The organism is Streptomyces sp. ICC4, from assembly GCF_003287915.1.
GTDB lineage: Bacteria > Actinomycetota > Actinomycetes > Streptomycetales > Streptomycetaceae > Streptomyces > Streptomyces tritrimontium.
On the sequence record NZ_CP030286.1, the window covers coordinates 3,669,350 to 3,682,151 of the forward strand.

The 12,802-nt window shown below is 71.8% G+C and carries 11 protein-coding genes; 8 read left to right on the top strand and 3 right to left on the bottom strand.

Translation table 11 applies throughout. The features are described from left to right. Positions 1-5 precede the first annotated feature (5 nt). Positions 6-1,466 (top strand): catalase, encoded by a 1,461-nt coding sequence (locus DRB89_RS17090; protein ID WP_112446821.1) that lies wholly within the window; start codon positions 6-8, stop codon positions 1,464-1,466. Positions 1,467-1,553: 87 nt separating this feature from the next. Here DRB89_RS17090 and DRB89_RS17095 read toward each other — a convergent pair whose 3' ends face one another. After that, positions 1,554-3,704, bottom strand: coding sequence for a transglycosylase domain-containing protein (locus DRB89_RS17095; RefSeq protein ID WP_112463325.1), 2,151 nt, complete (start codon positions 3,702-3,704; stop codon positions 1,554-1,556). Positions 3,705-3,944: 240 nt separating this feature from the next. Here DRB89_RS17095 and DRB89_RS17100 point away from each other — a divergent pair, with 240 nt between their 5' ends. Next, positions 3,945-4,856 (top strand): SPFH domain-containing protein, encoded by a 912-nt coding sequence (locus tag DRB89_RS17100; RefSeq protein ID WP_112450403.1) that lies wholly within the window; start codon positions 3,945-3,947, stop codon positions 4,854-4,856. Then, a complete protein-coding gene (locus tag DRB89_RS17105; protein WP_112450404.1) occupies positions 4,853-5,113 on the top strand; it encodes a hypothetical protein in 261 nt (86 codons plus the stop codon). The genes DRB89_RS17100 and DRB89_RS17105 overlap by 4 nt, the downstream gene beginning before the upstream one ends. 116 nt (positions 5,114-5,229) lie before the next feature. Here the strand turns inward: DRB89_RS17105 and DRB89_RS17110 are convergent, their stop codons facing one another. After that, a complete protein-coding gene (locus DRB89_RS17110; protein WP_112450405.1) occupies positions 5,230-6,756 on the bottom strand; it encodes a DUF2079 domain-containing protein in 1,527 nt (508 codons plus the stop codon). A gap of 151 nt (positions 6,757-6,907) precedes the next feature. On the opposite strand from DRB89_RS17110, the gene DRB89_RS17115 reads away from it, so the two are divergent. From DRB89_RS17115 to DRB89_RS17125, 3 genes are read left to right on the top strand one after another with little or no spacing between them, the layout of a single operon-like run. After that, positions 6,908-7,432 (top strand): PadR family transcriptional regulator, encoded by a 525-nt coding sequence (locus DRB89_RS17115; protein ID WP_112450406.1) that lies wholly within the window; start codon positions 6,908-6,910, stop codon positions 7,430-7,432. Then, positions 7,429-8,115, top strand: a complete 687-nt coding sequence (locus DRB89_RS17120) for an ABC transporter ATP-binding protein (protein ID WP_112450407.1) — start codon at positions 7,429-7,431, stop codon at positions 8,113-8,115. Before DRB89_RS17115 ends, DRB89_RS17120 begins: the two co-directional genes overlap by 4 nt. Next, positions 8,112-10,475 (top strand): FtsX-like permease family protein, encoded by a 2,364-nt coding sequence (locus tag DRB89_RS17125; RefSeq protein WP_112450408.1) that lies wholly within the window; start codon positions 8,112-8,114, stop codon positions 10,473-10,475. Before DRB89_RS17120 ends, DRB89_RS17125 begins: the two co-directional genes overlap by 4 nt. A 49-nt stretch (positions 10,476-10,524) precedes the next feature. Here DRB89_RS17125 and DRB89_RS17130 read toward each other — a convergent pair whose 3' ends face one another. Next, positions 10,525-11,472, bottom strand: a complete 948-nt coding sequence (locus tag DRB89_RS17130) for a hydrogen peroxide-inducible genes activator (protein ID WP_239516193.1) — start codon at positions 11,470-11,472, stop codon at positions 10,525-10,527. 135 nt (positions 11,473-11,607) lie between these two features. Here DRB89_RS17130 and DRB89_RS17135 point away from each other — a divergent pair, with 135 nt between their 5' ends. Both DRB89_RS17135 and DRB89_RS17140 read left to right on the top strand, forming a co-directional pair. After that, complete coding sequence (locus DRB89_RS17135) at positions 11,608-12,162, top strand: peroxiredoxin (RefSeq protein WP_112450410.1); 555 nt, start codon at positions 11,608-11,610, stop codon at positions 12,160-12,162. Positions 12,163-12,165: 3 nt separating this feature from the next. Beyond that, positions 12,166-12,705 carry an alkyl hydroperoxide reductase gene (locus DRB89_RS17140; RefSeq protein WP_112450411.1) on the top strand — a complete coding sequence of 180 codons (540 nt, stop codon included), beginning with the start codon at positions 12,166-12,168 and terminating at the stop codon, positions 12,703-12,705. Positions 12,706-12,802 lie beyond the last annotated feature (97 nt).

Below are 12,802 nucleotides of genomic sequence, written 5' to 3' on the forward strand. Positions count from 1 at the left end.
CGCTCGTGACCCAGGACGCGCAGAAGATCCCGTACACGACCGACAACGTCGGCATTCCGGTGGAGAGCGACGAGCATTCGCTCACCGTGGGTGCCGACGGCCCGATCCTGATGCAGGACCACTACCTCATCGAGAAGATGGCCCAGTTCAACCGGGAACGGGTGCCCGAGCGGGTGGTCCACGCCAAGGGCGCGGGCGCCTACGGCGTCTTCCAAGTGACGAACGACGTGAGCCAGTTCACCAAGGCCGATGTCTTCCAGCCGGGCCGAAGGACCGAGATGCTGGCCCGCTTCTCGACGGTCGCCGGTGAACAGGGATCGCCCGACACCTGGCGGGACCCGCGCGGCTTCGCCCTCAAGTTCTATACCGAGCACGGCAATTACGACCTGGTCGGCAACAACACCCCGGTGTTCTTCGTCCGCGACCCGATCAAGTTCCAGGACTTCATCCGCTCCCAGAAGCGCCGTCCCGACAACGGGCTGCGCGACCACGACATGCAGTGGGACTTCTGGACCCTCTCCCCCGAGTCCGCGCACATGGTGACCTGGCTGATGGGCGACCGCGGCATCCCGAAGTCGTACCGGCACATGAACGGCTACGGCTCGCACACCTATCTGTGGGTCAACGGCGGCGGCGCGAAGTTCTGGGTGAAGTACCACTTCAAGACGGACCAGGGCATCGAGTTCCTGACGCAGGCCGATGCCGACCGGATCGCCGGCGAGGACCCCGACCGCCACCGGCGGGACCTGTTCGACTCGATCGCGGGCGGTGAGCCGCCGAGCTGGACCCTGTGGATCCAGGTGATGCCCTTCGAGGACGCGGCCGGCTACCGCTTCAACCCCTTCGACCTGACCAAGGTGTGGCCGCACGCCGACCACCCGCTGATCGAGGTCGGGCGGATGACCCTCGACAAGAACCCGGCGGACTACTTCATCCACATCGAGCAGGCCGCCTTCGAGCCCTCGAACCTGGTGCCGGGCATCGGTCCGTCGCCGGACAAGATGCTGCTGGGCCGGCTGTTCTCGTATCCGGACACGCACCGCTACCGGATCGGCGCCAACTACGCGCAACTGCCGCCCAACCGGGCCCGCTCGCTCGTCTCCTCGTACTCCAAGGACGGTGCGATGCGCTTCGAGGCCTCGGCCGCGGCCCGCCCGTACGCGCCCAACTCCTACGGCGGCCCCGCGGCGGACACGGCCCGCTTCGGCGAGCCGGCCGGCTGGGCCTCGGCGGGCGAGATGGTCCGCGAGGCGTACGGCCTGCACAGCGCGGACGACGACTGGGGGCAGCCCGGCACGATGGTCCGCGAGGTGCTGGACGATGCGGCCCGCGACCGGCTGGTGTCGAACATCAGCGGGCACCTGCTGGACGGGGTCAGCGCCCCGGTCCTGGAGCGGGCCGTGCGGTACTGGCGCAACGTGGACAAGGCGCTCGGCGACCGGATCGCGGCGGCGGTCTCCGGCTGAGGCCCGAGGACGGGAACGAGGAAGGGCCACCGCCCCGCGGCTGCGGGGCGGTGGCCCTTCCTCGTTCCCGTCCTCGGGCCTCAGCGCCTACAGTTCCGGCACCGGCGTGCGGGTCGGGCTGGGCGCCGAGGGCGTGGGCCCGGACGGCGTCGGCGTGGTGGTCTGGCTCGGCGTGCCCGTCGGGGAGGTGCTGCCGGTCGGCGTCTGCACCTTGCCCATCTCGGCCTCCTCCAGGTCGAAGGAGCCGCTGTCCTGGCCCTTGAGCGCGGCCAGCGTGTAGTGCTTCCAGATCGCGGCCGGGAAGCTGGAGCCGCCCGCGCGGCCGCCGCCCGCGGTGCCTGCGAGGCTGACCTGGGTGTGGGTGCCGGGCTCCTCGCCGAACATCGCGACGACGGTGACGAGGTCCGGGGTGAACCCGGTGAACCAGGCGGCCTTGTTCTCCTCGGTGGTGCCGGTCTTGCCGGCGGCCTCGTAGGCCGAGCTCCTGACGGCCTTGCCGGAGCCGTCCTCGACGACGCCGGTGAGCACCTTGGTGACGGTGTCGGCGGTCTTGCGGCTGATGGCCTGGTCGCCGACGGCACGGACCGGCTTGTACTCGCGGTCCTTGTTCTGGGCGGACTTGATGATGCTCGGCGTGATCTTCTTGCCGTGGTTGTCGAAGGTGGCGTAGACGCCGGCCATCTCCACGGTGTCGGCGTTCATGGTGCCCAGCGTCATGGCCGGCCGGTCTTCGGGCCAGCCCTTGCCGTCGTGCATGCCGAGGGCGAGGGCCGTCTTCTTCGTGGCCTGCGGCGTGACGTCGACGATCATCTGGGCGTAGACGGAGTTGACCGAGGAGTTGGTGGCGGACTGCACCGTCATCATCGGGTTGCCGTAGTTGATGTTGTCCTGGTTCTCCGGGTTGAACGGCGTCTTGCTTCCCACCACGGGACGCTTGCTGGTGCCGTCGTAGAGGGCGTTGGGGTTGATCGGCTTGCCGTCCTGGGTGGTCGCCTTGTTCTCCAGGGCGGAGGCGAGCACCAGCGGCTTGAAGGTCGAGCCCGGCTGGTAGTCCTTGCGCATGGCGTTGCTCGCGTACTGGTCGGTGAGCCCCGTGCCGCCGTACATCGCGACGATCGCACCGGTCTTGGGGTCCACCGAGGTGGCGCCCGCCTGCACGGACGCGTCGACGGGCCGTCCCTTGCGGTCGAGCTTGGACTCCAGCTCCTCCTGGACGGCCGCCTCCAGGGCGGCCTGCTTCTTCGGGTCGATGGTGAGGGTGATCTCCCAGCCGCCGGCCTTGAGCTGCGTGTCGGTCATGCCGGTCTGCCGCTTGAGCTCCTCGTCCGCGGCCTGGACCAGGTAGCCCTTCTGGCCCTCCTGGCCGGGGGCGACCTTGGGCTTGATCGGCTCCTGGAACTGCATGCCCTTGCGCTTGGCCGCGTCCAGTTCGCCCATCTCGACCATGTTGTCGAGGACCGCGTTGAAGCGGACCATCACCAGGCGCTTGCCGTTCGGGCCGGCGGTCGCCCAGTCGTACTGGCTGGGGGCCTGGAGGACGGCCGCGAGGTAGGCGCCCTGTTCGAGCGTCAGCTGGTCGGTGTCGACGCCGTAGTAGGCCTGGGCCGCGGCCTGGATGCCGTAGGCGTTGCGCCCGTAGAAGTTGGTGTTCAGGTAGCCCGCGAGGATCTCGGGCTTCTTCATCTTCTGGTCGACCTTGAGGGAGATGACCATCTCCTTCAGCTTGCGGGTCGCCGTCTGGTCCTGGGTCAGGTAGAAGTTCTTGACGTACTGCTGGGTGATCGTCGAGCCGCCGGCCGCGCCCTTGCCGGTGGCCGTGTTGAACACGCCGCGGGCCATGCCCTTGAGGTCGATGCCCCGGTCCTTCTCGAAGGACTTGTTCTCGATCGCGATGAAGGCCGTCTGCACGTCCTTCGGGATCTTCTCGATCGGGACGATCTGCCGGTTCGTGCCGCCGACCTGGGCCAGGACGGTGCCGTCGGCCAGCTTGTAGACGTTGTTCTGCTTCAGCGCGTCGGCGTTGGGGTCCGGCGGGTCCACGTAGAAGTAGAGGCCGATCAGCGCGGCCATCCCGAGGAGGATCATCCCGAAGAACGTGCCGAGCATCTTCTTCCAGGTGAAGAAGCGGCGTATGCCGGTCCGCTTGCCGGCCTTCCCGCCCTTGCTCTTGGCGCGTCCGCCCGGCGCTCGTCGCGCACCGCGCTGCTGCTGCGCCTTTCGCGCTTCTGCTCGGCCCATCGCTCCCGCTCCGCTCGATTACCCCCCGACGTCAGCTCAGAAAGCTAACACCGCAGGCTGTGACAAAGACTGGCCAACCAGGATCAATACCGGTCAATCCGGACGTGACAATCAGCACCCGCCCCGATGGAACCGACGCACGCGGAGCCCGCGGGGTTGCCGGGGCTGCCGTCCTTCCAAAAAAGTGATATCACTTTGCTAGGCGGTCGAACCGGCCGCCACCGAGGGACGGGGAAGACCATGACCAGCACGACAGGCGTGTCCGAGGCCGGCGTAAGGGAGTTCCCCGCGCGCAGCGTGGGCGGCGGGATCGCCCTGCTGCTCGGCCTGGCGGGAGTGGCGGGCGGGGCGGGACTGATCGTGCTGGGCGCGGTGGTGGAGGGCTCCGGCGCCAAGGGGGGCCTGATCGCGGCGGGGATCCTGCTGGCCGTCGCCGCGTTCGTCGCCATGTGCGGGCTGAACACGGTCGCACCGGGCGAGGCCCGCGTGGTCCAGCTCTTCGGCCGCTACCGCGGCACGGTCCGCGCCGACGGACTGCGCTGGGTCAACCCGCTGACCTCCCGCCGGCGGCTGTCCACCCGGGTGCGCAACCACGAGACGACCGTCATGAAGGTCAACGACGCCTACGGCAACCCGATCGAGCTGGCCGCCGTCGTGGTGTGGCGGGTCGAGGACACCGCGCGAGCCGTCTTCGAGGTCGAGGACTTCACGGAGTTCGTCGAGACCCAGACCGAGGCGGCCGTGCGGCACATCGCCATCGAGTACCCCTACGACGCCCACGAGGACGGCGGCCTGTCGCTGCGCGGCAACGCCGCGGAGATCACCGAGAAGCTCGCCGTGGAACTGTCCGCCCGCGTCGAGGCCGCCGGGGTCCAGATCATCGAGTCCCGCTTCACCCACCTCGCGTACGCTCCCGAGATCGCCTCCGCGATGCTCCAGCGCCAGCAGGCCGGTGCGATCGTCGCGGCGCGCAAGCAGATCGTCGAGGGCGCGGTCGGTATGGTCGAACTCGCCCTCAACCGCCTCGCGGAGCAGGACATCGTGGACCTCGACCCGGAACGGAAGGCGGCGATGGTGTCCAACCTGATGGTGGTCCTGTGCGGTGATCGCGCGGCCCAGCCGGTCATCAACACGGGCACCCTCTACCAGTGAGTCCCGCCGACGACGAGGCGGAGCCCCGCGAACCGGCCGCGCCCAAGGCCGGGCGCCAGGCCCGCAAGCAGGTGCTGCTGCGGCTCGACCCGCAGGTGCACGACGCGCTCGCGCGGTGGGCGGGCGAGGAACTGCGCAGCGCCAACGCCCAGATCGAGTTCCTGCTCCGCCGGGCCCTGGCCGAGGCGGGCCGCCTCCCCGGCGGGGCGGGTCCCATCCCGCCGCGCGGCCGGCCCCGCGCCGCTCCGGATTCCTGAGGCCGCACTGGGCCGCACTGGGGCCGCACTGGGCCGCACTGGGGCCGCACTGAAGCAGCACGAAAGCCGGCCCGAAGCCGTCCCGGAGCCGGCTCGAAGTCGGCCGAGGCTCGGGCTCAGGACCGCCGGCCGAGCAGGACGAAGCCGTCCTGCTCGGCCACGGTCCGGTACCCCCGGGCCCGCGCCCCGTCCAGGGCGACGTACTCCTCCATCGCCGACAGCGGCCACCGCCGGGCCGGCGCCACCCCGGTGTCCACGAGGATCCACTCGGGTTCGTCGCGGCTCGCCGGCCAGCCGTACACGCTGACGCTCGTACGGTTCGCCAGGTGCGGGACCAGCCCGTCCGAGGCCTGGACCGTGGCACCGTCCGGGATCCGGTCCATCAGCCGCTGCGCCACGGCGACCCGCGGCTCGGTCCGCCAGAAGTCCGGTCGGCCCAACTGCCCCAGCGAGTGCGCCGGCAGCAGCAGGACGCAGACCCCGGCCGCGCCCGCCAGGTACCGGCGCAGCCCGGCGGTGGTCGTAGCGCGCCGCCCGAGCGCGTCGACGAAGGCCGCGAAGACGATCGGCATCACCGTGAGGGAGTAGTGGTAGCCGGTCCCCCAGTGGACCGGTTGGTCCGAGACACCCCGCCACAGCAGCCCCGGCACGGCGATCAGCACCAGCGGGGAGCGCAGGGCCAGGAACAGGGTCGGCGCCAGCACCAGCACCAGCGTGACCGCTTTGGTCTCGGGGGTGACGAGGCCGACCGTGACCTTGGCCAGCAGGTCCGTGAAGCCGCCGCCCGCACCGCCCCCGCTGTCGGCGCCGCCGCCGAGGAACGACGCGTAGAAGTACGAGCCGCTCGGGTTCAGGGCCGGCAGCACCACCACCATGGCCAGCAGCGTGCACGCCGCGCCCGCCACGGCGGTGGCGATCCCCAGCCGGCGCCCGCCCCGGCCGCCGCGCCAGGCGATGACCGCGCCGATCGCGGCCACGGTCAGCCCCAGGTCCTCCTTCACCAGCACCAGCGGAAGGGCCCAGCACGCGGCGGCGCGCAGTCGGCCGGCGCCGAGCGCGGACAGCGAGCAGGCGAGGAGCGGGACGGCGAAGGCCCATTCGTGGAAGTCGAACCCGATCGCGTTCGCGATGCCCCACGAGAGCCCGTAACAGAGCCCGATCACCGCGGCGGCGGCCCCGCCCAGCGTCCGGCGCGCCCAGAGGGTCAGCGGCAGCACGCTCACGGCGATCAGCGCGGCCTGCGCCACGAGCAGGGTCCGGGGCGACGGCCAGATCCGGTAGAGGGGGGCGAGGACGGCCAGGACCGGTGAGAAGTGGTCGCCCAGGACGGGGAAGTCCGGCCCCTTGACCTCCGAGACCGGCAGCCGGCCCACCGCGTAGGAGCGGACGGCCTGTTCGAAGATCGCCAGGTCGAAGCTGTGGGAGTGGAGCCGCCCGTGGGTGCGCAGCGACAGCGCCGTGTAGAGGAGGAAGAGGCCGCCGGCCATGGTCCACGCCCACCACGGGATCCCGTGCGCGGACTCCGGGGACGGCTCCGCCTCCTGCCGCCCGACGGGACCGGCCTGTTGGGGCGGGAGCACGGCGGCGTCGGCGGCATCGGCGTCGGCGTCGGCGTTCGCGGCATCGGCGGAGGGTGCGTGCATGCCGTCAACGTGCCAGCCGCCCCGGGGCCCGGGTGCCGAGCCGCGCCCTGCCGGGACGCCAGTGCCTACGAATGGGCGCAGCCCCGGCCGGAGTTCCGCTCGGCGCCAGGCCTATACACCGAGGGTATACACCGCATGTATAGTCCCTCGCATGTCCATCAGCCACACGCTCCTCGGCCTCCTGGAGGCCGGCCCCCGCCACGGCTACGACCTCAAGCGGGCCTTCGACGAGAAGTTCGGCCACGACCGCCCCCTCGCTTACGGGCAGGTCTACTCGACCATGTCCAGGCTCCTGAAGAACGGTCTCGTCGAGGTCGACGGAATCGAGAGCGGCGGCGGCCCCGAGCGCAAGCGCTACGCCATCACCGACGCCGGCGTCACCGACGTCGAGACCTGGCTCGCCCAGCCCGAGAAGCCCGAGCCGTACCTCCAGACGACCCTCTACACCAAGGTCGTGCTCGCCCTCCTCACCGGCCGCGGCGCCCAGGAGCTCCTGGACACCCAGCGCGCCGAGCACCTGCGCCTGATGCGCATCCTCACCCGGCGCAAGGCCGCGGGCGACCTCGCCGACCAACTCGTCTGCGACCACGCCCTGTTCCACCTGGAGGCCGACCTGCGCTGGCTCGAGCTCGCCGCCGCCCGCCTCGACCAGCTCGCCCGGGAGGTGCGCGGATGACCCCGTCCGGCACGCTGCTCAGCGCCACGGGCCTGCGCAAGGCGTACGGCACCACCACGGCCCTCGACGGCGCCGAGTTCTCCCTCCACGCGGGCGAGGTCGTCGCCGTCATGGGCCCCTCCGGCTCCGGCAAGTCCACCCTGCTGCACTGCCTCGCCGGGATCGTCACCCCCGACTCCGGCACCATCACCTACGCCGGCCGCAGGCTCTCCGCCATGAAGGACGCCGAGCGCAGCGCCCTGCGCCGCAGCGAGTTCGGCTTCGTCTTCCAGTTCGGCCAGCTCGTGCCCGAGCTGACCTGCCTGGAGAACGTGGCCCTGCCCCTGCGCCTGACCGGGGTCAAGCGCAAGGAAGCCGAGCGCACCGCCCTGCACTGGATGGAGCGGCTCCGGGTCGACGACCTCGGCCGCAAGCGCCCCGGCGAGGTCTCGGGCGGCCAGGGCCAGCGCGTCGCCGTCGCCCGGGCCCTCGTCACCTCGCCCCGGCTGGTCTTCGCCGACGAGCCCACCGGCGCCCTCGACTCCCTCAACGGCGAGCTGGTGATGCGGTTGCTCACCGAGGCCGCCCGGTCCACCGGCGCCGCCGTCGTCCTGGTCACGCACGAGACCCGCGTGGCCGCGTACTCCGACCGCGAGATCGTCGTACGCGACGGACGCTCCCGCGACATGGAGTGGATCGCATGAGCGCGTCCGCGTCATCGTCATGGCTCCGGGACCTCGCCATGGGCGTCCGCTTCGCCTTCGGCGGCGGCCGCGAGGGCTGGACCCGCACCCTGCTCACCGGCGTGGGCGTCGGACTCGGCGTCGCGCTGCTGCTCATCAGCACCGCGATACCGGGCGCGCTGGCCACCCGCGGCGACCGCGGGGAGGCGCGCTTCTACATGCCCGCGCCCGTCGGCACGGCGCCCGGCCGCGACACGCTGCTCGTCGCCAACGCGAACCAGATGTACAAGAACAGGGACGTCGACGGCAGGTTCCTGCTGGCGGAGGGCCCCGACGCGCCGGTGCCGCCCGGACTTCAATCGGTGCCCGCCCCCGGCGAGATGGCCGTCTCCCCGGCCCTGAAGAGGCTGCTGGCATCGTCCGACGGCGCGCTGCTGCGCGAGCGCTTCGACGCCTGGAAGCCCACCCGGATCATCGGCGACGCCGGCCTGACCGGGCCGGGCGAGCTGTACTTCTACGCCGGCAAGGGCGACCTGGAGATCACCGGGCCCGAGGACCACCGGGCCCAGCGGGTGCTCGGCTTCAACCGGCACATCGGGCAGCGCGAGCTCGACCCGGTCCTGACGCTCCTGGTCGTGCTGACCTTCGTGGCCCTGCTGATGCCCGTCACCGTGTTCATCGCCGCCGCCGTCCGCTTCGGCGGGGAGCGGCGCGACCGCCGGCTCGCGACGCTGCGCCTGGTCGGCGCCGACGGCCGCATGGTCCGCCGGATCGCGGCCGGCGAAGCCCTGGCCGGATCCGTGGTCGGGCTCGGGCTGGGCGCGGGCTTCTTCCTCATCGGCCGCCGGCTGGTCGGCGGCGTCACCCTCCACCAGCGCAGCGTCTTCCCCGCGGACCTCGACCCCGCGCCGTGGCTGGCCGTACTGGTGGCGCTCGCGGTGCCCGCCGCGGCCGTCGCCGTGACCCTGTTCGCCCTGCGCGGTGTCGTCATCGAGCCGCTGGGCGTGGTCCACACCGCCCGGCCGGGCAGGCGCCGCGTCTGGTGGCGGCTGCTGCTGCCGCTCGGCGGGCTCGGCCTGCTGGCCCCGATGACCGGGCACGGCACCCGCCACGGGGACTTCAACCGGTGGCAGGTCAGCGCCGGCGTGGTGCTGCTGCTCGTCGGGATCACCGCGCTGCTCCCCTGGCTGCTGGAGCGCGTCGTCTCCCGACTGTCCGGCGGGCCGGTGTCCTGGCAGCTCGCCGTGCGCCGGCTCCAGGTCTCCAGCGGCGGCGCGGCCCGCCTCGTCAACGGCATCGCGGTGGCCGTGGCCGGGGCCATCGCCCTCCAGATGCTCTTCGCGGGCGTCGAGGGCGACTACACGACGCGGACCGGGCAGGACCCGGCCCGCGCGGCGATCTCGATCGTCATGCCCCCGACCGACCGGGCGGCGGTCGACGCCGCCGCCCGGGCGGTCTCCGGGGCCGAGGGAGTCGCCAAGGTCGTCGCGCCCGCCTCCTTCAAGGCCGCGCACCGGCTTCCCGCGGCGGACGACCTGGTCCAGGTGACCGTGGGCAGCTGCGATGCCCTGCGCGAGTACGCGGCCGTCGAACCCTGCCGGGACGGCGACGCCTTCGTGATCACGGACTCGCCCGCCCTGAAGGGCGGGGTGCCCCAGCCCACGGCCCGGCCCGGGGACACGCTCTGGGTCGGCCTCGGCCCGGGCCCGACCGGCGAGGACGGCGCGTCCGAGCCCGCCCGGTGGACCTTCCCGGCCGGCGCCCGCCCGGTCACCAACCGCCCGGACCCGACGGGCGACCTGCGCGGCGGACTGCTGGTGACCCCCTCGGTCGCGCCGAAGGCCGTGCCCGACGACCGCTGGCCGCACGTGTACGTGCAGTTGGACCCGTCGGTGCCGGACGCCATGGACAAGGCGCGGACGGCCGCCTTCAAGGCGGCCCCGCTCGCCATGATCATGACGCACCAGTCCACCCGGCAGGACAGTGGCTACGCGACCATTCGCACCGGGCTGCTCTTCGGCGCGACGGCCGTGCTGCTGCTGATCGGCGCCAGCCTGCTGGTCTCCCAGCTGGAGCAGCTGCGCGAGCGCGGGAAGCTGCTGTCGGCGCTGGTCGCCTTCGGCACCAAGCGCTCCACGCTGAGCCTGTCGGTGCTCTGGCAGACGGCCCTGCCGATCGGCCTGGGCCTGGTCCTGGCCTCGGCGGTCGGGCTGACGCTCGGCGCCGTGCTGATGCGGATGGCGGCCGTCCCGGTGCGGATCGACTGGGCCCCGGTCGCGACGATGGCCGGCATCGGCGGCGGCGTGGCCGTCCTGGTGACCCTGCTCAGCCTGCCGCCGCTGCTGCGGCTGATGCGCCCGGACGGCCTGCGCACGGAATAGCCGGCAGCCCCGTACGCCTGCGGCCCGGCGGACCTTCCCGGTCACAGCACTAGTCGGTCAGCCAGACGGGGAGCGGGCGCATGGCCTCGCGCAGCGCGTCGGCGACGGCCCGGAACTCCTCCTGCCGGGCCGTTCCCGTGCGCATGGCCAGGGCGATCCTGCGCGAGGGCGCGGGCTCGGCGAAGTACCCGGTGGCCAGCTGTTCGTTGCGGGTGGTCTCCAGCCGGAGCGCGGTGCGCGGCAGCAGCGTGACGCCGAGCCCCCCGGCGACCAGTTGTACGAGGGTGGACAGCCCGGCCGCGGTGGTGGTGACGTCCGCCCCCGTGGTGCGCCCCGCGTCCCGGCAGATGTCGAGGGCCTGGTCGCGCAGGCAGTGGCCCTCGTCGAGGAGGAGCAGGTGCAGGCCGCGCAGCTCCCCGCGCGGGATGTCCCGACGCCCGGCGAGCGGGTGCTCGCGGGGTACGAGCAGCACGAAATCCTCGTCGAAGAGGGGCAGTTCGGTGACTCCCGGGACGCCGAGCGGCACGGCGAGCAGCAGCAGGTCGAGCCGGCCGCCGGCCAGCCCCTCCAGCAGCGAGGCCGTCTGCTCCTCGTGCACCTGGAGGTCGAGGCGGGGGTAGCGCCGGTGGAAGAGCCCGAGCACGGTCGGCAGCAGGTACGGGGCCACCGTGGGGATGACTCCGAGCCGCAGCACCCCGGTGAAGGGGGCGCGCACCGCCTCGGCCTCCTCCAGCAGCCCGCCCATGGCGTCGAGCACGGCCCGCGCGCGGACCGCGATCCGCTCACCCGCGGGCGAGAGCAGCACCTTGCGCGTGGTCCGCTCGATCAGCTGGACGCCGAGCGCCTCCTCCAGGGCCGAGACGGCTCCGGAGAGCGCGGGCTGGCTCATGCCGATGGCCGCGGCCGCGTCCCTGAAGTGCAGGTACTCGGAGACGGCGGCGAAGGCCCGCAGTTGCGCGAGCGTCGCCTGCTTCGCTCCCCTGTGACTCACAGCCACTGATAGGCACCTCCGATCACTCATCACAAGAGTAGCTATTTCCGCAATCAATGCAGCTGTGTCAGCATGTGAGATCAGTCCAACCCCCTCGGAAAGCCCCCAAAAGGGTCACTTTCCTTTCCGCAAGGAGAGCACGTGCTCACTGTCGGCGACCAGTTCCCCACCTACGACCTGACCGCTTGCGTCTCGCTCGAGGCCGGGGCTGAGTTCTCGCAGATCGACCACAAGACCTACGAGGGCAAGTGGAAGATCGTGTTCTCCTGGCCGCTCGACTTCACGTTCGTGTGCCCGACCGAGATCGCCGCGTTCGGCAAGCTGAACGAGGAGTTCGCCGACCGCGACGCCCAGATCCTCGGCTTCTCGCTCGACTCCGAGTACGTGCACCACGCCTGGCGCAAGGACCACGCCGACCTGCGCGACCTGCCCTTCCCGATGATGTCCGACATCAAGCGCGAGCTCTGCGCCGACCTCGGCATCCTCGGCTCGGACGGCCTCCCGATGCGCGCCGTCTTCATCGTGGACCCGAACAACGAGATCCAGTTCTCCATGGTGACCGCCGGTTCCGTGGGCCGTAACCCCAAGGAGGTCCTGCGGGTCCTCGACGCCCTGCAGACCGACGAGCTGTGCCCCTGCAACTGGACCAAGGGCGACAGCACCATCGACGCCGGCGCGCTGCTGGCCGGTGAGTGAGCGATGTCCCTCGACTCCCTGAAGTCCGCCATACCGGACTACGCCAAGGACCTGAAGCTGAACCTGGGTTCGGTCATCGGCAACCAGGACACGCTCTCGCAGCAGCAGCTGTGGGGCACGGTCCTGTCCTGCGCGATCGCCGCCCGCTCCCCGCGCGTCCTGCGTGAGCTGGAGCCGGAGGCGAAGGCCGCGCTGTCGCCGGAGGCGTACACCGCGGCCAAGGCCGCCGCCGCGATCATGGCGATGAACAACGTCTTCTACCGCACGCGCCACCTGCTCTCCGACCCGGAGTACGGCACGCTGCGCGCGGGCCTGCGGATGAACGTCATCGGCAACCCCGGCGTGGAGAAGGTCGACTTCGAGCTGTGGTCGCTCGCCGTCTCCGCGGTCAACGGCTGCGGCCAGTGCCTGGACTCGCACGAGCAGGTCCTGCGCAAGGCCGGCGTCGACCGCGAGACGGTCCAGGAGGCCTTCAAGATCGCCTCGGTGATCCAGGCCGTGGCCGTCACCCTCGACTCCGAAGCGGTCCTCGCGGGCGAGTGACACCCCCGTACGGAAACGGAGGGGCCCCGCGACTCCGGTCGCGGGGCCCCTCCGCCCGTCTGGACGGGCCCCGCACCCGCACCCTCGCCCGCGCTGC